The sequence below is a fragment of the Siminovitchia sediminis genome, from assembly GCF_042680885.1.
In the GTDB taxonomy this organism is placed as follows: domain Bacteria; phylum Bacillota; class Bacilli; order Bacillales; family Bacillaceae_C; genus Siminovitchia; species Siminovitchia sediminis.
The window spans coordinates 1-21,950 of the sequence record NZ_JBHUEO010000011.1; the positions used below are offsets into that span (position 1 = coordinate 1).

18 protein-coding genes are annotated in these 21,950 nt (G+C 40.9%); 7 read left to right on the forward strand and 11 right to left on the reverse strand.

The genetic code is table 11. The features are described from left to right. Positions 1-502: 502 nt before the first annotated feature. From ACFSCZ_RS05620 to ACFSCZ_RS05645, 6 genes are all read right to left on the reverse strand, one after another. Positions 503-1,816, reverse strand: coding sequence for a TRAP transporter large permease (locus ACFSCZ_RS05620; protein WP_380772815.1), 1,314 nt, complete (start codon positions 1,814-1,816; stop codon positions 503-505). Beyond that, positions 1,817-2,338 carry a TRAP transporter small permease gene (locus ACFSCZ_RS05625; protein WP_380772816.1) on the reverse strand — a complete coding sequence of 174 codons (522 nt, stop codon included), beginning with the start codon at positions 2,336-2,338 and terminating at the stop codon, positions 1,817-1,819. 672 nt (positions 2,339-3,010) lie between these two features. Next, complete coding sequence (dctP, locus tag ACFSCZ_RS05630) at positions 3,011-4,039, reverse strand: TRAP transporter substrate-binding protein DctP (RefSeq protein ID WP_380772817.1); 1,029 nt, start codon at positions 4,037-4,039, stop codon at positions 3,011-3,013. Between the two features lie 194 nt (positions 4,040-4,233). After that, positions 4,234-5,253 carry an ornithine cyclodeaminase family protein gene (locus ACFSCZ_RS05635; RefSeq protein WP_380772818.1) on the reverse strand — a complete coding sequence of 340 codons (1,020 nt, stop codon included), beginning with the start codon at positions 5,251-5,253 and terminating at the stop codon, positions 4,234-4,236. Between the two features lie 355 nt (positions 5,254-5,608). Then, entirely contained in the window at positions 5,609-6,781 is a 1,173-nt protein-coding gene (locus ACFSCZ_RS05640; protein WP_380772819.1) for a M24 family metallopeptidase, read from the reverse strand. Positions 6,782-7,107: 326 nt separating this feature from the next. After that, the gene (locus ACFSCZ_RS05645; protein WP_380772821.1) at positions 7,108-8,064 is read right to left on the reverse strand and encodes a branched-chain amino acid transaminase; all 957 of its coding nucleotides are present in this window, start codon (positions 8,062-8,064) and stop codon (positions 7,108-7,110) included. Positions 8,065-8,804: 740 nt separating this feature from the next. Between ACFSCZ_RS05645 and ACFSCZ_RS05650 the strand changes: the two genes are divergently transcribed. The 5 genes from ACFSCZ_RS05650 (at position 8,805) to ACFSCZ_RS05670 (ending at position 14,655) form a co-directional block, all read left to right on the forward strand. Beyond that, positions 8,805-9,410, forward strand: coding sequence for a Crp/Fnr family transcriptional regulator (locus tag ACFSCZ_RS05650; protein ID WP_380772822.1), 606 nt, complete (start codon positions 8,805-8,807; stop codon positions 9,408-9,410). 54 nt (positions 9,411-9,464) lie between these two features. Continuing rightward, positions 9,465-10,094: a Crp/Fnr family transcriptional regulator gene (locus ACFSCZ_RS05655; protein WP_380772824.1), complete on the forward strand. Its 630-nt coding sequence runs from the start codon at positions 9,465-9,467 to the stop codon at positions 10,092-10,094. Between the two features lie 144 nt (positions 10,095-10,238). Then, positions 10,239-11,735 carry an aldehyde dehydrogenase family protein gene (locus ACFSCZ_RS05660; RefSeq protein WP_380772825.1) on the forward strand — a complete coding sequence of 499 codons (1,497 nt, stop codon included), beginning with the start codon at positions 10,239-10,241 and terminating at the stop codon, positions 11,733-11,735. Between the two features lie 371 nt (positions 11,736-12,106). Beyond that, positions 12,107-13,861 carry a thiamine pyrophosphate-requiring protein gene (locus ACFSCZ_RS05665; RefSeq protein ID WP_380772826.1) on the forward strand — a complete coding sequence of 585 codons (1,755 nt, stop codon included), beginning with the start codon at positions 12,107-12,109 and terminating at the stop codon, positions 13,859-13,861. After that, complete coding sequence (locus ACFSCZ_RS05670) at positions 13,861-14,655, forward strand: cyclase family protein (protein WP_380772827.1); 795 nt, start codon at positions 13,861-13,863, stop codon at positions 14,653-14,655. Before ACFSCZ_RS05665 ends, ACFSCZ_RS05670 begins: the two co-directional genes overlap by 1 nt. Before the next feature lie 266 nt (positions 14,656-14,921). Here the strand turns inward: ACFSCZ_RS05670 and ACFSCZ_RS05675 are convergent, their stop codons facing one another. Beyond that, a complete protein-coding gene (locus ACFSCZ_RS05675) occupies positions 14,922-16,427 on the reverse strand; it encodes a 4-hydroxyphenylacetate 3-hydroxylase family protein (protein ID WP_380772828.1) in 1,506 nt (501 codons plus the stop codon). Positions 16,428-16,748: 321 nt separating this feature from the next. On the opposite strand from ACFSCZ_RS05675, the gene ACFSCZ_RS05680 reads away from it, so the two are divergent. Next, positions 16,749-17,360, forward strand: a complete 612-nt coding sequence (locus tag ACFSCZ_RS05680; protein ID WP_380772829.1) for a Crp/Fnr family transcriptional regulator — start codon at positions 16,749-16,751, stop codon at positions 17,358-17,360. A gap of 102 nt (positions 17,361-17,462) precedes the next feature. After that, the gene (locus tag ACFSCZ_RS05685; RefSeq protein ID WP_380772830.1) at positions 17,463-18,095 is read left to right on the forward strand and encodes a Crp/Fnr family transcriptional regulator; all 633 of its coding nucleotides are present in this window, start codon (positions 17,463-17,465) and stop codon (positions 18,093-18,095) included. A gap of 188 nt (positions 18,096-18,283) precedes the next feature. On the opposite strand, the gene ACFSCZ_RS05690 is transcribed toward ACFSCZ_RS05685, so the two are convergent. From ACFSCZ_RS05690 to ACFSCZ_RS05705, 4 genes are all read right to left on the reverse strand, one after another. Continuing rightward, positions 18,284-18,799 carry a flavin reductase family protein gene (locus ACFSCZ_RS05690; RefSeq protein WP_380772831.1) on the reverse strand — a complete coding sequence of 172 codons (516 nt, stop codon included), beginning with the start codon at positions 18,797-18,799 and terminating at the stop codon, positions 18,284-18,286. A 21-nt stretch (positions 18,800-18,820) separates the two neighbouring features. Further along, the gene (locus ACFSCZ_RS05695; RefSeq protein WP_380772832.1) at positions 18,821-20,386 is read right to left on the reverse strand and encodes a phytoene desaturase family protein; all 1,566 of its coding nucleotides are present in this window, start codon (positions 20,384-20,386) and stop codon (positions 18,821-18,823) included. Between the two features lie 71 nt (positions 20,387-20,457). Continuing rightward, complete coding sequence (locus tag ACFSCZ_RS05700; protein ID WP_380772833.1) at positions 20,458-20,748, reverse strand: hypothetical protein; 291 nt, start codon at positions 20,746-20,748, stop codon at positions 20,458-20,460. A 164-nt stretch (positions 20,749-20,912) separates the two neighbouring features. Then, entirely contained in the window at positions 20,913-21,911 is a 999-nt protein-coding gene (locus ACFSCZ_RS05705) for a formylglycine-generating enzyme family protein (RefSeq protein WP_380772834.1), read from the reverse strand. Positions 21,912-21,950: the final 39 nt, after the last annotated feature.

Here is a 21,950-nt window from a genome sequence, read left to right on the forward strand (position 1 = left end):
TTTCACTGGAGAAAGCTACCGAATGACTCACGCGTTATCAAGACAGAATCACTAACGGAATAGGCTGGCAAAGTTATGCACTTTTGATTGCACTATTGTGTATTTTTCTCTTGCAAAATACAATTTCGCATCAGTACCTGTTTCTTGTTCCCTTCTCGGGTATTGAGAAGAGTTTATTCGAATTCGATCAACTATTGTTCCAAGCATTCTTTACCAAACCATTATTTTACGGGAAATGGTGATACTTAGGGACAAATTGTAAATATCATATAAAGGTTGAGAATCGTTGATTGTTAATTTGTATTCTAACCGTTTAAATAAAAATATCAAAGTATAATGTAGCAAAAAAGGTATAATTCCCTCAGACGTTGAGGGTATTATACCTTTTTCACAGTAATCAGGGGGAAGAAATTTTTTCAGTTCCCGCAAAATAATTGGTCATTCTTTCGGATATTAAACATGGAGCATTACTTCTTGTTTTAATAGATTTACCGTAACCCTGCTAGTCACTCATGATACTTGGCAGCCATAAAGCAATATCCGGGAATAGAATAATTAAAGCAATAACCGCCAAGTAGAGAGCAACAAACGGAAATGCTGCAGCATAAATTCTACCCATGCTGGTATCCTTAGTAACAGATTTCATAACAAATAATCCCAAGCCAAACGGCGGTGATATAAACCCAATTTCTATACATACTAATATTAATACACCAAACCATAGAGGATCAAACCCTAATGCGCCAGCTATTGGCATATAAATAGGCAAGCTGATCATTAAAATGGATAGACCATCCATGAATAACCCCAAAACTAATAGTATTGCAATTAACATTAATAGAATAAAAATCGGTGCTAAATTTATATCTTGTACGATGCTGATAAGATTTCGTGTTACACCTGTAAAGGATAATATTTCACTAAATAATCGGGAGCCAGCAATAACAAATAAGATTTTCCCAGTGATCTTTATTGTTCCTACTAGGGACTTTTTCATTGTTTCCATATTTAAGCGGCCATGGAAAGCTGCCAATATTGCACTGCCCAAAGTCCCCAAAGCTGCTGATTCCGTTGGTGTAGCAATACCAAGGAATATTAAACCAATTACAAGAAAAATAATGAGGCCCAGTGGCAATATGTAAATGACAGTATGGCTCAATTTTTCTTTTAAAGATATATGTTTTATTTCATAAGTGGGAGCAAGGTCAGGCTGTATGATCGCCCGTATAATTAAATATACTGCAGCTATAGTTGCCATTAAGAGCCCGGGAACAATAATAGCTATAAGAAAGTCTCCTATAGAAAGTCCGCCCATCGATGCCAAAAGAACTCCCATCGAGCTGGGGGGAATCATTGCAGCAAGAACACCGCTTGCTAAAATGGGACCTATTGTCATAGGATCCTTATATCCTTTGTTTCTCATATCCGGTAACATCGTTGACCCTAAAATGGCAGTACTCCCCATGCTTGAGCCCGTTAAAGTTGAAAGCAATGTCCCTCCGGCAACTGTCATTAAGCTTAAACGCCCGGGAAGTCTGCCAAACCACTTATCTACGGCTTCAATCATTTTCGGTGCAATCCCCGACTGAAACATCATTTCACCCATAAAAATGAATAGCGGAATGGGTACAAGTGAAAATGATGTTAAAGAGCCTTCAATACTTTGTATTACATGTATAAGGCCTGCTTCTCCTCCCCAAATAAATATAGCCGTTATGATATTCAGAAATGTAAAAGCAATAGCTACAGGTGTCCTAATCATTAGTAACAATAATAGAGCAGCAACGATGATAATTAATGTTTCAACCCAATTCATTTAGATCCCCCCCTCTTCTCCATTTCCAGCAAGGTTTTGAGCAGAAAAAACTTTTCTATATAGTATTCTGATAAACTCGAATAGCAGCAAGACAGATCCTAGTGGTATGATGATTGCAATATATCCTTTTGGTATCTTAAGAGTGGTCTGGCTTCTAAGGCCGCTTGAAAAATAATCTGCTACTGTAATGAATCCAAACCACACAAGGATAACGCTTACAAAAATACCGATCAATATAATAATGATATCCAGTACGTATTTTACGCGGGGAGATAGGATCGGTTCAATCAGATCGATAACAATGTGATCATTATAACGAAGCAACCATGCTGCCGTTAAAAAAGGCAGGTATAACAGTGTATATTCACTAAGTTCGTGTACCCATGAAAATGAAATATTAAAAAACAATCTGAACACTACTTCCAAAATGATTGATATTGTGATGAACAAGATGAGTAATGCTGCAATAAAAGCAAAAAAGTTTTCAGATACATCTAGATACCTTGATAACTTTTTAACCATACCACTACCTCCCTTTGTATAATAAAATTTTTAAACATATATGATCTCCCATTTCTCCGTACATGGGAGTTTTTCTTAATTTCAGTGCGGAATTGAGTAAATCTTTAAAAGGAATAGTGCTTTTTTTAAACGGCTCTAATTTCATAGTAATTTGCCATACATCAATTCCAAAGCTTATTTTTTAGTTATTTTCATGCCAATGACTTCACCAGTTTACAATCCCAACGATAAACAAGTTATACCGATTAATCGACCTAACAAATGTACAACATAGGATGCCAAAATAGGTGGTGACTTTGTATCTGTTTACCCCATTGGCCGTGGCTATGAAGTTCATTTACTTCATTAATAAACAATATCAAAGGGCAAAGAAAATTGATTTACAATATCCCGTTCATTGCGAAGCAAACATTCCCTTGCCGTAAAATAAGGGTTTTTGCCTTAGTACAAAGAATAAAACAAAAACCTTGCCAGGTTCAGATCAAGTTTGTTGAAGTGTGAATATATTAGTTTCATTCTCACGGGTTAGGACAAACTGGCAAGGTCTTTATTTATAATGGAACCAAGGTCAAGATTATATATATTGCCATTAAGAAATTGGTCATTTACCGCAGGTTAATTATTTTGGATGTTAGTTATTCACTCAATTAGAAAAACATTCAGACAATTACCTTACTGAGATTCCTCTAGTAAAAAGCCTTTGGCTTTTTCAAATTCTTCTTCATCAAGGAAATCTTCAAGTTGTTTCCAGATTGTTTCATTTACAAGTTCATGGAACTTTTTACTTTCCTCGTCTGAAAGCTTGATTACAGATACGCCATCAGCCTGGATATTTTCCATTTCCTTTTCATTCAAGTCTGCAAAGTGCTTCAGCATTTCTTCCTCATATTCAGCTGTTATAGCCATAATTTTTTCCTGTTCTTCTTCTGTAAACTGTGAAAAAGAATCAGAGTTCATCAGAATAACAGCTGATTGTTCAGCAAAAGGCTCATCTATAATATATTTGGTTACCTCTGTCCATCCATCTTCGCTTGGTCCCAGTAGCGGAAAAGCAAATCCATCAACCATATTACGCTCTAGAGCAGTATAAACTTCCCCAGGCAAGGTGTTTACAGGTGTAGCATTTAAGTTTTGAATAATATCCAAATAAAAAGGATTGGATCGAAGCTTTAATCCTTTAAAATCCTCAATCGAATTTACTTCCTTATTTGTCCAAAAATGATAACCAAAACCACCTAACCATCTGCCTAAATAAGTAAGGCCCGCTTGCTCATATTCTTCTGCCAACCAATCAGAATATCCGTTTTCTCTTTCTTCACTAGGTGAGTAAGGAGACAGCCTCAGCGATTCACTTCTTGGAACGATATCGCGCGAATCTGAACCAAAAAAGAAGGCTACATCAACAATTCCGCTTTGTGCAGAACTAAATAGACTATCTTCCGGAACGGCTTCAGGTCCTCCAATTAATTCAATTTCAACATTATCAAGTTCTTCCTCCATCTTTTCTATCCACATGTTTACATTATCTCTTGTATAAAGATGATCCGTTCTTAAGAAAGTCGCTACCTTGATCTTTCTTACTTCTCCACTGCCGTCAGCCCCTGCCCCGGAATTGCTTGATTCTGTAGTGCCACATGCGGCTAATGCCAATATCCCAATAAAAATAACCCCAAATACCAAAAGCTTTAACCTATTTCTCATCAACAGCACCCCTTATTTTTAAAATTTACACAAATGATTATGAACCTGAAGCTCTCCAAATTGGGAGCCGAAAACTGCCTATCAATGAGGTCCCATACCGTATTTATCAATTGAATCAAGCTTTAGCTGAGGAGTGCTTTTACGGTAATGGGATATGCGGACAACGTGCATACCTCGACGCTTCATGGTCCTTTTCAGCTAACCGGTATTCGGTTTGAAGCAAGTGGCAGAACAGTGCCTGCATTATTTTTTACAGCCTGATCATAAATATATTTTCCGACTGTAACATCTGTACTTCCTACTCCAGTCATGAAGGCAATATTTCTCTTGTTCTTTGACCATAAACGATCACTTGTTTCAATGATTTCGCCTATTTCACATATTTCGCTGTTTAGGTTTATTTCTCCGTAATATCTTTCAAGTTCTGTTTTTAAATATGCTTTGTCATCAGAAATGATATGATCTGCATTTGTAAACGATGAATCCCAAGATTTTATTCCATCCAATGACAGGGCCAACGCCCCTTCCTTTAACCAATCAAAATTGATATACGGTGCTGTTGTATTAGAAGTGATGGATAGTGCAATGTCGCTTTGACTAACGAGCGCCTCTAATTCAGAATAGGAGGTAAATTTAACATCTTTGTATACCTTTTCCATTTCTGCACAAAGTCTTTCCCTGGACTCCTTCGTTCTGCTGGTTACCTTAATCTCATTAATTCCTGGAAGTTCTGAAAGAATCGCATGTATGGACCAACGTGCAATCACGCCCGCACCGACTATTCCCAAAACACTTGCATCAGGAGCTGCTAATCTTTTTGCAGCAATTGCTCCTGCCGCTGCAGTTCGTAAGTTGGTCAAGTGCATTCCTTCCATAATACAGTAAGGCAAACCCGTATGAACGTCATTGAGAATCATCAAACATGAGGCATCAGGCAAGTCCTTCTCAGACTTATTTCCCGGAAAGTATGATACCCATTTTACCCCGGCACTTTCTATAGAAGGATTGGGACTTGATACCATAGCCGGCATTGCATGGAAAAACCGGAATCCATGTGTATCCTTCGGATAAATTCCTACCTTAGCAGGCAGGTATACATTCTGCTTTGCGTGTTCGACATAGGTTTGTTCCACTATGTCAATGGCCTTCTTTAGTGGAATATCTAAACTGACAATGTCCTCCTTGCTCAAAAAGCGCAAGTCTAAATTTTTCATTATATCTGCCTCCTGCAGCATTCGAAATCCAAAAATCACTTTTCTTCATTGGCAACACATGTTTTCCAATTGAGTAAATAGTCAGAAATATTTACTACTAATTTTCCACATGAACTGCATACTCTGTTCAATTTAAGGATGTTTTTGCAGTTCATCGTAAGATATAAGATATAGGCAAGAGCGCAAGTTTGTTATTCTGAGAATCTGTATATTGCGCCCATCATCCTGATATCCTTTTCTATCTCTGATCTTTTCCTTGTTATGTTCAATCAAAGAATGATCACAATTTGTTTCGTAATTATACTTTTCCCTTAAAAAGTTGGACAGGACCAGACAGTGTTAAGAGTATTAAACATTACTCAATGACAAGGATTTCTTGAGGAATATCTGTTATTTTTCTTGCGCCGTTTGCTTCCACCACTATCATTTCGCTGACTGCAACACCTGTTTTAAAGTCTGTTAAATAAGGTAATATGTGAAATACCATATTCTCTTTAAGCACTGTTTTTTCGCCTTCTTTTATACTAATGCCGTCTCTCCATGAAGTAAATCCAATTCCGACTGAATACCCTGTCCGTACATGTGAATATTCAATTACTCCTGCTTCTGCCAAAGCTTTGTTACATACTTCCGCCACTTGTTCTGCAGTCATTCCGGGATAAGTATTTTCTATTACTTTATTTACCGCATATTTGCTCCCCTCTTCCAATCTTTTTGCCAGATCGGTAGGTTCTCCAGCAGATAAAGTACGCATTACAGGCGAGAAGTATCTGTTGACGCAGCCACTAAACTCCAGGAAGATGACATCTTGTGGTTTTGCCCTGTGATCTTCAAAGGTCGGATGTCCATAGGCAGATCTTTCTCCAATTCCGATGAGAGGATTCAGTCCTCCGGGATGCTCACTTCCCATCTTCAGCAAATCATGAATGACGACGGTTGCTATTTCTTTCTCTGAAGGGAGTTTCTGAAGTTTCTTCGTCACATTGCTCATCACCACATTTGTCATATGTGCAGCCTCTTCAATATATTTTATTTCTTGCTTTGATTTAATGAGTCTGCATTCAGAAATTACATTTGTACCGTCCACGATGTTTGCCACATCATATAATTCTTTCTCTAAGCAGGACATATGATAGGGCGTGATATACTTCGTATTAAACGGAATGGCAACAATCTTTTGAGAAGTCCCTAATTTTCTTAAAGTATCTGTCGTTAATTTCAGTGGATCATCATTATCGCCGTAAAAAAGAATTTCTTTGACACAGGTCTGGTTTTTGTAAGCAGCTGACTGCAGTTTTCTTGTAATGACGATGGGATTTCCTGTATGTGTAATAATCAAGCATTGCCAAGGTAATGCATCGTAGCCAAATGAACGGTATCCCAAAATATAATTCAGCTCAACCGGATCATTGACTAATAAAATATCAATCGATTGCCTTGCCATATTTTCTCTTACAGCGTTCAGCCGATTCTCATATTCTTCCAGTGTAAAAGGTAATTTATTTACTGTTTCTACCGCTTCTTTCATTCCATTTCACCTCTTAAAAGTAATCTGATGTTTAGGTTTGTGTAATAATGCCTGGTAAGACTATTCTGAAGGGACATCGGATGATTAACTATGAATAAAATACGAAGCAAAGATCTTGGAACTTGGCAGCTGTTCCCGTTTTTTAGTTCTTACACCTTTAAAAGAAAGCGCTTCAATTTATTTGCTAAAAAAACTAAAGGTAACGAGTATCGAGTAAATGATAGCTTTACAATGAAATAAGCTAATCTCGAAATGATCATACGGCAACACTTTCACTTTATAACCATTTTCGAGATAGCTTATCTATAATCTTAGATGATTAATTTTTAGAGAACTTTACTCGGGCTAGTAACAGGGTCTAACCATTTTGCGTATTTTGGATTTTCACCTCTCACAATAGCAGAGAACTCATCCATCAGATGTTTTGTGATTGGTCCTGGCTTTCCAGTGCCAATTTCTCTGGAGTCTACTTCTCTGACAGGCTTGATTTCAGCCGCACTTCCAGTTAAGAAAACTTCGTTGGCACTGTACACTTCTCCGCGAGCGATGCTTCTTACTTCTACCGTATAGCCTAAATCACGCGCCAGCTCGATAATCGACTTTCTTGTGATACCTGGCAGAATGGAAGAATCCAAGCCCGGCGTAGCAATGACACCATCTTTTACAACAAAGATATTCTCTGTACATGCTTCGGCGACATTGCCTGTTGCGTCCAACATTAATGCTTCATCAAACCCTTTATCAATCGCATCCACTCTCGCCAACATGGAACCAATATACAATCCGGTGGCTTTCGCAGCGGATGGAACCATTTGAGAATGAACTCTGATCCAAGGCGAGAAGCAGCATCTTACTCCTTTTTCCTTTGCATCGGCCCCGAGGTAATTTTCCCATGGCCATGTAGCTATCACTACATCTACAGGACAGTCAAGCGGATGGACTCCCAGGGAATGGTAACCAAAGAAGGAAAGCGGTCTGATATAGCAGGAATCCAAATTGTTCTCCAAGATCGTTTGGTTGATGCCATCGATCAATTCTTCATCACTGAAAGGGATCGTCATTCTTAATTGTTTAGCTGAATCTCTCCATCTTTCAATATGTTCTTTGACACGGAATGTTCTGGGACCGTCAATCGTATTGTAGCAACGCAAACCTTCAAAAACTCCTGAGCCATAAGCTACCCCATGGGATAATACATGGATTTGGGCATCTTCCCATTTGACGAGTTCACCATTAAACCAAATTTTATCAACATCCGGAAACCACTTTTCTACTTTGTTCATCTTTTTCTCTCCTTTGTATGTTAGTGAATTTCTCATCAGAGTGCATAGGATGGCTTGTGTTATTCAGTTGCTTGAAAAGAACCAGTGATGTTTGCAACTTTATGTAGAGTGCATATCATTATACTTTATGCAGTAACAGTTGCAGTGCCTATGTACGGACTCTTCCTTGTACAAGCAGAGGGCTGAATAACCAGCATTTATACATCCAGGGAGTGTCGTAGTCGGATCCGAAAGTCTCCCTGATTTGCTTAATCATAATCATATCCGAAGAATTTCATGAGGAAGTGCTAATCGATTAACATTCTTTGGAAATATCTTTATCTTTCGCCAAAAGAACAATTTCTCAAAATCAATCTCAGGTAAGGATCATTAGAACGCTCCTCGAATTATAAAAACCGGTAAAAAAAAAGACTGGATTAAATATCTTTTAATACAGACGCCACTGATCACATTGCAATTTTACCTTGCCCCATACAAGTGATCCTGTCTACCAGTTCGTGAAATTATTGTAAATATGTCCTGCTAACTATTGAAAACGGTTGCAATATTTTATATATTTGATATTGTAATTGTGTGAATAGAGGTAAATCACCCAATATTCCATTTAATATTACCCAACTTTCTTTCTCATTTTTCCTATGCACCTTTTACCCCGAAATTATCATACTACTTAGAATTCCAAGACTTTTAAAATGGAGTTACCTGTTAACTGACTATGTATAGCTCAAAGAGGTGAAAAAATGAGATACGAATGGGAACCTTACTTACATTTCGGCTCTAAAAAAAAGTTAAAAAAAGGAGAAACTTTATACATGCAGGGAGAAAGAGGTTATGGGTTCTACTATTTACAGAAAGGAAAAATGAATATAAAAATAGTCTCCGAGGGTGGAAAGGAACGAATTATTGATCACCTTCTAGACGGTTTTCTGCTTGGAGAGCAGGGCATAGCCGAAGAGCCCTATTCTACTACGGCGATATGCGTGAGCGATGTAGAACTATATCATTTTTCTTCAAACGCTTTTATTGAACTATGCGAAAAACATCCGGAAGCAACCGGCATCTTTATGAAGGCATTGATCAGCAAGGTTCGGATGCTTGCAGAAACAATGGCTATTATTAATCGGCCCTATGAACAGCAAATGGCACAATTCCTTGTTCGGCTCAGTAAAAAACACGAGACTATGAAAATCCCGGTCACTCAAATATCCCTTGCGCAATATATTGGCACTTCAAGAATTACAGTGTATAAAATCATTCAAAAATGGACCAGTCAAAACTTGGTACAGCAAAAGGGCCGCCATATAGAGATATTAGACATGGATGAGATGAAAGCTTTATACCATTAGTATTAAGAACAGCGTATCAAAACGGACACAACTATCAATAGGGGGGGTTTAAACTTGTCTTCATTGCAGCAAACTGTACAAAATCCGTGGGTAAATTACCTGGTATATGGCAAACGGTTGTTTTTTAAAGAGCAATCTATCATCTTTAACCAAGGCGTGTTGGGAGAGGGTTTTTATTACATTGAAAAAGGACTGGTAAAGATTCTATCCAAAACTGCGAACAATACGGACAGGATTTTAAATGTTGCCGGACACGGACAATTGATTGGAGAGCAGGTGATTGATGACCTGCCCTATTTTTCAACAGCTGTTTGTCATAAAGACAGTATTGTATATTTTTTTTCCAAACAGGATTATCGAAAGATGATTCAACATCACCCTGAAGTCATTACTTTGTTGGCTCAATCCCTCATTCAAAAAGAAAAGCTCCTTTTAAACAATATTAATATTACTCATTCTGATACAGAGTTTCAGATCGCCCACTTTCTGATAAGTTTGACCAATGCTTCCCGCACAAAAATTGTAGATTTAACCCAGCAGGAATTGTCACACTATGTCGGTTTAACCAGAATTACCATCTATAAAGTTTTTAAAAGATGGACGAAGGAGGGAATCATTTTCTTGCAAAACCGCAAAATTCATATCTTGGATTACGACGCACTCAAAAGTAAACTGTCTGCATAAGATCCCGGGGTCACTTATTTGCTCCACCCATACAAAAATTTGCTGGAACAAGCATAATAAAATATAACATTTGTTAATTAGTTAACATCTTTTTATCTGCCGATTTGGTTTAATGAATGTAATTCGAAAAGGAGGAGAAAAGTAATGGAAACATTGACCCAACTTAGTCCGAACGAAATAAAATTCGAAGAAAAGTATGGTCCTTTTATAAACGGTGAAGTGATTGCACCAGCCAACGGGTATATCGATGCTGTAAACGCTGCTACCGGGGAAGTCCTTGCGCAAATTGGCCGCGGGGGAAAAGAGGATATTGATAAAGCTGTGAAAGCAGCAAGAGCAGCATTCCCAGGATGGGCTAACACCCCGATTGAAGAGCGTTCTGCATTGCTCAACAAGATTGCTGATGTCCTGGAAGAAAATCAGGAGCGCCTGAAATTGATGGAATCCATGGACACAGGCCGTGCCCTTCATGAATTTGATTTAGATTACAAACTGGCTATTTATCAATTCCGTTATTTTGCGGGTGCTCTCCTTACATATTATGAAGGCGCTTCCCGCCCTGTTGAAAACGGCTATTTAATTACAAAGAAAGAGCCCCTCGGTGTTGCCGCTCAAATTATTCCCTGGAATGTTCCGATGATCATGGCTTCCTTTAAACTGGCACCTGCACTTGCTGCCGGAAACACGGTTGTTTTAAAACCTGCGGAAGATGCATGCCTCTCTATTATGGAACTGGCCAAACTCATGGGCGATATTCTCCCTAAAGGTGTAGTGAATGTAGTTCCGGGTTACGGACAAGAAGCCGGTCAGGCTTTGATCGACCATCCGGATGTAGACAAACTGGCATTTACAGGAAGTGTAGAGGTGGGCCGTCTTGTTGGAAAAACAGCGGGTGAAAGAATCCTCCCTGTCACTCTCGAGCTGGGCGGAAAAGCTCCACACATCGTATTTCCTGACGTGGATATCGACAGTGCAGTAGAAAATGCGACACTGGGATACACATTCTTCAACGGTGAAAGCTGTATTCTTGGAACGCGCCTGCTGATTCACGATGACATTTACGATGAATTCGTAGAAAAATTGATTGAAAGAGCCAAACAAGTAAAGATTGGACCTCCGACAGATCGTTCTACACGTTTGGCTGCACTTGTAAACGAAAAACAAGGAAAGCGTGTATTGAATTATTTTAAAATAGCTAAAGAAGAAGGAGCAAAAATCCTTTATGGCGGAAATCGCGTGACTGTTCCGGGACATGAATATGGATATTTCATTGAGCCAACGATTATTGAAGCCGAGCCTCATATGAGAATTGCCCAAGAGGAAATTTTCGGGCCTGCTGCAACGGTCACCCGCTGGAAAGATGTTGAAGAAGTCATTAAAATAGCCAATGACGTTGAATACGGCCTGGCTGCCGGAATTATGACAAATGACTTAGTCAAAGCCATGGATACAGCCAATAAAATAGAGGCTGGAAGCGTATGGATCAACTCTTACTTTAATTTCCAATCCGGCGCACCATTTGGCGGATACAAAAACAGCGGTGTCGGCAGAGAATACAGCAAAGAGGCCTTGGATGAATACAGCCAATCCAAGACAATTGTTACAGCCTACCAGCTGCCGCCTGCAGGATTTTTCAAATAAACACAAAGTCATCTTTTAAAGCAGAGTTGTGAGAATCTCATGACTCTGCTTCTTAACAATATTTTCCGATAGTTTTAAAAGTGAATGGATATGGTTAAATGATAACTTGTCATCTTAGCCGTGGAGTATACTCGTCTGACACTCTTTTCTGCAATGATGAATAGACAGTCCGGACTTTTTGCATTATCTCTATCAGGCGGGCAGTTCATTGAGTCCACCTTTGAAATCGGGACTGCTCCTCACACCACTTCAGAGATCAGGCAAAATAAAAAATACTTTGCAACTTTGTTAATTCATTAACTTTTTCTTTCCGGTTGATATTTTACTATTAAGCTATAGTAAAATATCCAATTTTGACAGGAGGAATTGAATTGTATACAACAGGTACTGCATTTTTGGAAGCTTTGCAAGAAGCCGGAGTAAAATATATTTTCGCAAACCTGGGAAGTGACCACCCATCCATCATCGAAAGCCTGGCACGGGCTAAACAGGAGAATAAGGAATTGCCGACAGTGATCACTTGCCCTCATGAGTTTGTCGCGCTCAGTGCTGCACACGGATATGCACAGGCAACAGGTGAACCGCAGGCGGTACTTGTTCACGTGGAATGCGGAACTCAAAACTTGGGAGGAGCCATTCACAATGCCTTTAAAAGCAGGGTACCCGTATTAGTGTTTGCCGGTGCCTCCCCCTACACACAGGAAGGCGAACTTACCGGAAGCCGGAATGAATTTATCCACTGGATCCAGGATGTGTATGATCAGCGCGGCATCATGCGCGGCTATTCGAAATATGACAATGAAATCAGGACAGGAGCCAATGTAAAACAGCTTGTCTACCGTGCATTGCAAATTGCCAAGAGCGATCCTGCTGGACCTGTTTATTTAATGGGACCCAGGGAAGCCATGGAGCAGGAAACTGAACCGGTAACTATCCAGAAGGAATTATGGGAGCCGATTGCCCCAGCGGCAATTCCGCCAAAGCATATTGAAGAATTAGCCAAAGATTTACTGTCTGCCAAAAAACCGGTAGTTGTTACATCTTATTTAGGGAGAAAGAAAGAAGCGGTTGCCGAATTGGTCCACTTAAGTGATCAGTTGGCCATCCCTGTCATTGAATCCGTTCCGCATCATATGAACTTCCCTGCTGACCACCCGATGCATTGCGGATCATATTGGAATGATCCGAAACAAAACCAGGTTCTTGCGGAAGCTGATTTTGTACTCGTACTGGACAGCGATGTACCTTGGATTCAAATGAAAAACAAACCGTCAAAAGATGCAACCGTTTACTATATTGATATTGATCCGTTAAAAGAGACGAAACCTCTTTGGTACATACCATCGAAACGTTTCTTTAAGGCCGACGCATACACTGCTTTGCAGCAGCTGAACGGTTATCTGAAAGATGCTGAACTCGATAAGGATCTTGTTTCCGAACGCTGGAACGACTACTCCTCTTACCATGAGCGGCAAAAAGAAGTAAGGACCAAGATGGAACAGGCCGAAGTTGAGGGCATCACACCTGAGTACCTGACCGCCTGTGTAAGAGAGCTCATGGATGAAAATACCGTTGTATTGAACGAGGGAATTACAAATTACGGAGTCATCTCCAATCATATCGAAGCAAGCGAACCAGGTTCCTATTTCGGCAGCGGTGCCGGGTCTTTGGGATGGAATGGAGGAGCTGCGATTGGAATGAAACTCGCTGATCCTGACAAAACGATCATCAGCCTGACAGGTGACGGCTCTTTCTTGTTCAGTGTACCGTCAACCGTTCACTGGATGGCCAAGAGATATAACACCCCATTTTTAACAGTAATCTATAACAACCAGGGCTGGAAAGCACCTAAGCATTCAACATTAGGAGTGCATCCGGACGGTGTAGCCAACCAATTTCAAGACTTTTACGTACACTTTGACCCGCCTGCCGACCTGTCAGGGGTTGCTGCGGCAGCCGGGGAAGCACATGCTATTACAGTAAAAGACCGTTCCAAACTAAAAGAAGCATTAGAAGAAGGATTAAAGCAGGTAAAAGAAGGCCGGTCAGCTGTGATTGATGTCTATATTCCACATGTGTATATAGATGAGGAAGTATCAAATATAATTGAAAAGGAGACGGTGTAATGGTTGTTAAAACGGGCATTTTAGAGGAAATGTTAACCAACCTTGTCAGCGGGAAAATTGAAGTGGTGGACCTGTCCCAGACACTTAATGAAAACACACCTGTGATCCAACTTCCTGAGCCATTCAAAAATACAGGCGGATTTAAGTTCCAACAGCTTTCCAAGTATGATGAAAACGGGCCATTCTTTTATTGGAATGATTTCGTAGCAGGCGAACACTGCGGTACCCACTTTGATGCACCGGTTCACTGGCTGTCCGGAAAAGGCAAAGACAGCGTCGATACAATGCCTCTGAAAAATATGATTGGTGAGGCATGTGTCATTGACATTAGGAAGCAGTCCGCCGCTAACCCGGATTACTGCCTATCAGTGGCCGATATCCAACAGTTTGAAGAGGAGCACGGAATCATTCCAAAACACTCTTGGGTCATTATTCACACTGGATGGGGCAATTTCGTGGATGATCACGAGAAGTTTTACAATGTAGGGGAAGACGGTCAGCCGCACACACCTGGAATTTCAAAGGAAGCCTCCATTTTCTTGGCGGAAGAAAGAGATGTTTTGGGTGTCGGAGTGGAAACTGTCGGTACAGACGCCGGTATTGCCGGGTCTTTTGATCCGCCGTTTCCTAACCACCATTATATGCACGGAGCCAATAAATATGGGCTTGCGCAATTGACAAACGTAGACAAGCTGCCCGCGCGTGGAGCTGTACTTATTGTCAATCCGCTAAAAATTGAAGAAGGAAGCGGAAGCCCAGTCAGAGCAATCGCATTAATTGAAAAAGAATTATAGTTCGGATTGTATAAATCTAGGGCAAGAATAAATCAGTTGGAGGAAGGGCTTCCTCCAACTGATTTACCTGTAGAAGAAGGCACATTTGTCAATTCAGAAATCAAATATAATTGTCCTTTCTGAAATGTACTTACATTTTTTTGGAGGGACAGTTTTTCATTTGGACTTCCGATGAAAAGAAAAGGAGCTGTCACAGAAAATCAGTTTTTACTGACTTTCAGGACAGCCCTTCTTTTATTGCGCGGGTATCCCCCACAACTATGGATTTATTTATTTAACAAAAGCTCTTTTGCCTTATATTCCGGGGACATCTTCAAAGCTTCTTCCAGCGCACGCTCCACACGAGGATACGCAGGATTGTTTCTCTTATGAACATTGTAGAACATTCCTGCTTTGCGGACAGGGTCTCCGGAGTAATAGCGCTCGTACTGCAGCAGTCTCTGTCCGAACGCCTCCCCGCTCAGATCCCAAGCAAGCTTGAACAGACGCACTCTCTTTTCAGAGGACACACCTTCACGGCCGGCATAGTATTTGTTCATATCGTCGGCAATTTCCGGATTAATGAAGTCTGCTCCTGTCGGTGACATCAGGAGGCCGCCCGCTGCAATCGTCTGAAGAATTTCAATGGCTCTCGGATACATGTTGGGGAGATGGCCCCGAATTACTTCCAGCGGTACAATGTTTGGAAGGGCTTCCCCCTGCTCCGTGATAGTGAATTCGTTTTCCGCCGTACGCACCAAGGCCCTGATTGTTTCCACACCCTGGATCAGCTCAGTCAATTGATTTTGAACATTTAGGAATCCGTCTACACCGATTGTATCTGCCACTGAACAGGCCACATCAGCTACGAAAGAAAGCTTTGTCAACCCTCTTACCGCCGACTGGTGGGAAGGCTGCAGGTTGGCGCCTGTTTTCGGATACAGCAAGTTGCCTGCTTCTACATTCTGGTTAATAAATACACGTTCCCAAGGAACAAGCACATCATCAAAGACCAAGACGGCATCCATTTCTTCGAATCTTGAAGCGAGTGGATGATCCCATGTAGAGCGCTTTCCATCTTGCGTTTCTTCACGGCAGTAGATTTTCAATCCCGGCGTTTCGATCGGCAAAGCAAAGGATATCGCGAACTTCTCATCACCAGGTTTAAAGCTTGGGTAAGAATAAATGATGACCTCATCTGTAACTGGTGCCAGCGTTGCCAGCATTTTGGAACCGCGTACAATTAGTCCGTCTTCTGTTTCTCTTACCACACCAAGGTGAGAGTATTCCGATTCCTGTTCGTGTGAAGACTTGCTCCGGTCATTTTGCGGATTTACAATCGCGTGCGTCAAGAATAAGTCATTGTCTCTGACATATCTGTAATAATTGATAATATTATCGCCGTAACGGTCTTCTCCATATTGCCTGAAGAACCAGTCGTTTGTTGCAATAGAGGTAAGCACCACATTCAGGAAGTCCGGAGTTCTGCCCATGAGTCCAAATGTCGCTTCAGCCCATACCTCAAATACACGTCTGCGTTTTTGCAGATCTTCCCCGTCTCTTGGAATTAAAAATGAATTATTGACTCTTTCCCCTGTTTCTTCGCAAATATGTGTGATCTGATCCTGATACTCAGGGTCGTGCTGCATGTCGTACAGCCTTGCCATCTCATTGATTGGCTGCTGGAAAACCGGGTGATTGTAAACATCTGTAATTCTCTCACCGCGCAGCCATACCTCCGGCTGCCGTGATTTTACCGCTTTAATATAATCTGCTCCTGTTCTGATCCCCATTTTCTTTTCCCTCCATTAATTACTTCATTGTCTATTTATAATGTATGGGATTTATCATTTCACATCTATCTCTCCATTTAAGATGATGAAACATTGGCAAAATAGGAGAAATAATTCAAAAAAATGTTAATTTGTTTACATAGAACTTTAGTTTTTTAGCGAAAAATAGTATTATAATTTGGAATTTGAGAATTATCCCTATATATCTTACAATGGTGTTTGTTCTATTAATCTAAATCCAATAAGAGTTTTTTGAATAATTTAATTATTAGGGATTTAGACCTGCTTCCATATGATCACTTTAAGATGAGGGGGATGTAAATGATCAGGTATAAGTGGGAACCTTTTGTTAAGTATGGTCATAAAAGATTGAGATGTAAGGGGGATACGATTTACTCTCAGGGAGAGAAAGGAGAGGGATTTTATTATTTATCGGAAGGAGTCATTTGTATCCGGCTGTTTTCCGAAGGTGGAAAAGAAAGAATCATAGATTACATGCTGGAAGGTTCTATATTCGGCGAACAAGGGGTATCTAATGAACCGTATACTGTGACTGCGATAGCGGATACCGATGTAGTTATTTACTATTTTCCAACCGAATCCTTAAAAGAAATATGCAGCCGGCATCCTGAAGCGAAAGAGATATTTATCAGTTCTCAAATCAGTAAATTAAGAATGCTTACTGAAACCTATGCCATTTTAAACAAGCCATTTGAACAACAGATGGCCCATTTCCTCATTCAATTGTGCAAAAAACATAATAGCCAGTCTCTTCCAATTAGCCAAATAGCCCTTGCCCAATATATTGGTACTACTCGGATAACCGTTTATAAAATCATACAAAAATGGACGAAAAAAAATTTGGTTTTACAGAGTAAACAAAAGATCGAGGTAATTGATATCCCCGGAATGAAAGCGCTTTTAGATCAATAACAGCCTCTTCCTTTTGCTCACTAATTCCAATCAGCCTGTTCCGTTCTTCCAGTCATATTGTGCATTGCATTCAATTTCGGTACATCCTAGGAGGGTTTAGATATGATTACGATGACCAACCATTCACTAAGTTCATGGGAAGACTTTCTCCCATATGGGAAAAGAATGTTTTTCAAGGCCAAATCGATTATCTTTAGACAAGGAGAAATAGGGACTGGTTTTTATTATATAAAAAAAGGAATTGTGAAGGTTTATTCCATCAAGCCCGATGTCAACGAAAGGATCTTAGATATAACCGGACCCGGCATTTTAATTGGAGAACATACTATCGATCATCTCCCATATTATTCTACAGCCATTTCACACGAGGATTGTGTCTTATATTACTTTTCTAAAACAGATTTTGATAACCTGTCACTAAAACACCCTGAAATCACCATCTTATTTGCCAAATCTCTTAACGAGAAAAACAGGATACTTTTAAATAATATCAATGCGACCACAACTGGTACTGAATACCATATCGCCCGCTCGCTGATTTATTTAATGGAATCCTATCAAAGCACGGAAATTAATTTGACCCAGCAGGAATTATCCCATTATGTCGGAATCACCCGCATTACATTATATAAAATACTGAAGACATTGGTATCTGATGGGATCATAGACATTAGAAACAGAAAAATTTATATCCTGAACCTTTCAGCGTTACATAAAAAAATATCTGGTCCATGATAAACGAATAGACTCCCTTTCATCTCCTTTAAAGACGTTTAAAGGGAGTCTTTTATACTTTTCCGGTATAGAGTATTGGTGAAATTAAATCCATTTCTACAAGTAAAAAAACATGAACTCGCGATGCAGCAAGTTCACGTCTTACCATAAAAGTGATTGGAACCTTTAAATATGTTTCAATACGTTTATTACGATACAGGGTGCTTCTGCCTATAAAACTCCTCAGGAATTGCCCCAAATACACGGCGGTGGTAGAGCATCGGATCTTTTTCCTCATTTACTGACAGGTCGATGACTTGTCCAATCAGTACAGTGTGATCGCCCGCTTCGATGGCTTGAAACGTTTCACATTCGAAAACGCCAAATGCTCCATCGATGATCGGCAAACCATTGGCTGACATCTTCCAATCACATTGGCTGAAACGGTCTACATCTTTACTTGCGAACGTTTTGCAAAGCGCAGCCTGTTCCTCAGCCAATACATGCACAGCGAATTTTCCTCCCCCTGTGAACTCTTTCAGGGAAGATACCCCGTGATCAATTGACCATAAAAGCATAAGTGGGTCCAGGGATACAGAGGCGAATGAGTTAACTGTCAAACCAACCGGCTCTCCGCTCCCTGTTGTTGTCGTTACAATCGTTACGCCCGTTGGATAGTTCCCCATAATCTTTTTGAAAATATCTTGTCTTTCCTGCTTTTGCATGGTTATCTCTCCTCGTATGATTTATTTCACTTCCTGGGCTGCCAAATAGCCGGAGGTTCCCCCGAGGCCTGGACCAGGATGTGTCGAAGCTCCAATATGGAACAGGTTTTTAACAGGTGTTTCGTGTCTTTTGTATTTGGATGTTGGCCTCCATAATAAAAGCTGATCGATGGAAGCAACACCCGAGTATGGGTCCCCGCCTACCAAATTCATGTTAAATGCCTCTAGCTTAGCCGGCGAGATGATCTCCCGGTTGATCACCATTTTTTTGAAGTTTGGCGCATGTTTGCTGATTCGGTTCTCAATTCTTTCCACGTAGGCTTCAATCACTTCCTCCGTATAACCGTTAGATGTATCAATTTCTCCCAGCGCGTCTCCCCTGAGCTTTCTCGGCATTTCCAGGAGCTGGATCCATAAGGTATGCTTTCCTTCCGGTGCGCGGCTCGGATCAAAGGCCGTATGCTGGCCAACCGCAATCGTACCGGATTTAGGCAGCAGACCATTATATACTTCGTTCACAGACTGGCTGACACCCTCAACCCCGGGAGTAAGATTAATCATGGCTGCTCTTCTCAATTCAGGATTTTCCCAATCGAGCGGCCCGTCCAAAGCATAATGGATCTGCATCGCTGCGTTGCCATATTTGTAATTTTGAACATCCTTTTGGAGAGAGGCTGGAATAGATACGCCCTCCAGCAAGCTTCCATACAATTGATGCGGCGTGACATTCGCCAGTACATAATCCGCCCTATATTCTTCGTTTTGCGTTCTGACTCCAACGACCTTATGATTTTCGACTACAATCCGTTCAACAAGCTCGTTGGTAAAAAACTGTCCGCCATTGTCTTCCACGATTTTCATTAATGCCTTGACAAGCTCCCCTCCGCCGCCTTTCGGGATTGGCATTCCGGCTGCTTCCAGGGAAAACACCAAGACCTGCATCATAATATTTCCAGCCGCATCATTGGGGCCGAGGCCTGTGTGAAGAATCCATGGAGCAAGCAGTGCCTTCACCAAGTCACTATTAAAATATTGGTCTAGCAATGAATCGGCAGATTGGATCATATTCCCGACTTCAGACTTGAACTCTTTTAACCCTTTTCTTCTTACATATTTTGAAAGGGTACGCATTGAGTTCCAGGACAAAGGCTCGTTGGATAGCATATGAAAAACGAAATCTGCCTTCCCTTCAAAACTTTTCATCAACTCATCATAACGGTCACCTTCACCGGATGCGAGCCGGTTAAACGCCTCCACATTTTTCTGCCGGTCGGTATAGAGGACTGCACTCCTATCATCCGGCAGAATCACCCCTGTCGGCACATCTGTATTCACATAAGTAAGCCCATTTTTTTCCAGATCATCTTTCAGCTCCGCAAAGGCAGGACTTGTCACAAATAAAGGGTGCCAGCCTGAAAATACATCTGTTTTAAACCCTGGCGCCACTAACTCTTCCGTCTTAATACATCCGCCGATCCAGTCGTTTTTTTCCAATACGGTTACTTTCCGCCCTCTTTTTGATAAAATGGCTGCTGCAGTTAATGAATTGATACCGCTGCCGATAATCACTACATCCGAACGATTCATCGAACGACCTCCTTCCTCCCATTCTCTCTACTTTTATAACTATTTTCCAACCGGCTTTCTGCCGCAGAGAATCAGACCGGCATAGCCTGGCGCTCCGAATACTCTACCAGCAGATTGACCAGGTTTCCTTTTCCAAATTTCAGCCTGCTTTTTCTTTCCTCTTGATTCATAGATTTGATACTGAATAACAGGAATTCCAATATCCTTTCCCGCCGCGCTTTGATATCTTTCACATTTTTCATATAGAACCATTTGTCAATCGTATTGTATACGCCTCTGTTTAAGCCGTAAGTTTCCGTACAATACTGGACAAACAACAGATCAGGAAGGTTAATGATTGAATTTGCGTCCTTCATTGTCATCAATATCACCTCTTAAAGTAAAGCGTTTTTTATATAACGTTCTACAATAGAAGCTGTGTACCGCTCCTCCTTCCTTGGATGGCTTAATATAACCATACAATCCATACACATTCAGTGTGGTTAACCTTTTAACAGTTTTTTTTGTTAAATTGAAAGTTATCTATTCACTCACCGATGATTTTTTCGGATTCTGATGAAATTGTTAATATATCAGCCACACACCGAAAACCCATGTGGCCGCTGGAGCTATCCATTGTACTTGAACTTCTGGCGGCTACCCGATACCGGTTACAGTAGGACCGGTGGCAAAGGTACGATCCGCCCTTTATCACCTTTGCAGTTCCCTTGGAAGGACCTGTCGGATTTTCATAAAAGTCTTTGTCATGATTGGTTCCAAAGAAGTCCGCACACCATTCCCAAACATTCCCGACGGTATTATATAACCCGAAACCGTTAGGCTGATACGACTTTGCAGGCGCTGTCCCTATAAAGCCGTCCTTTCCTGTATTTTCCTCAGGAAATTTACCTTGCCAAATATTACAAAGATACTTTCCTCTATGTTTTAGTTTATTTCCCCAGGGATACTTTTTCTGTACAAGACCTCCACGTGCTGCATACTCCCATTCGGCTTCGGTTGGAAGGCGTTTTCCGGCCCATTGGCAGTAGTTGACAGCATCATTCCAGGACACATGGACAACGGGGTGATCCATTCGATTCTTAATAGTAGAACCAGGCCCTTCCGGATGCTCCCAATAGGCTCCTTCTACGACAAACCACCATGGTGCCTGCTTAGGCACTTGCTTTACTTGGCTTGCCACGTCTTTGGTGACATGTAAATGAAATACATATGACCAGCCATACCGCTCGGCTTCTGTCACATAATTTGTCTCACGGACGAACTCTGCAAATTGTTCATTTGTAACAGTACAAGCATCTATATAAAATGATTTTACTTTCACGGTCCTAACGGGGCCTTCTCCGTCTTGAGGAAAACCTTCATCATCTTCTGACCCCATCAAAAATTCACCGCCGGGAATGTACAGCATCCCATCATCTATATCTGCACTTTTTCCTGAGGAGTAACCGGGAACAGCTGGATTTTCAACAGTTACCACAGCTCGCGGCCTATTTAGCATACAGCATGCAGACTTGTCTTTTGTCATATTCTCCACACCCTTGATGAAAGTATAGTAGTAAAGGAA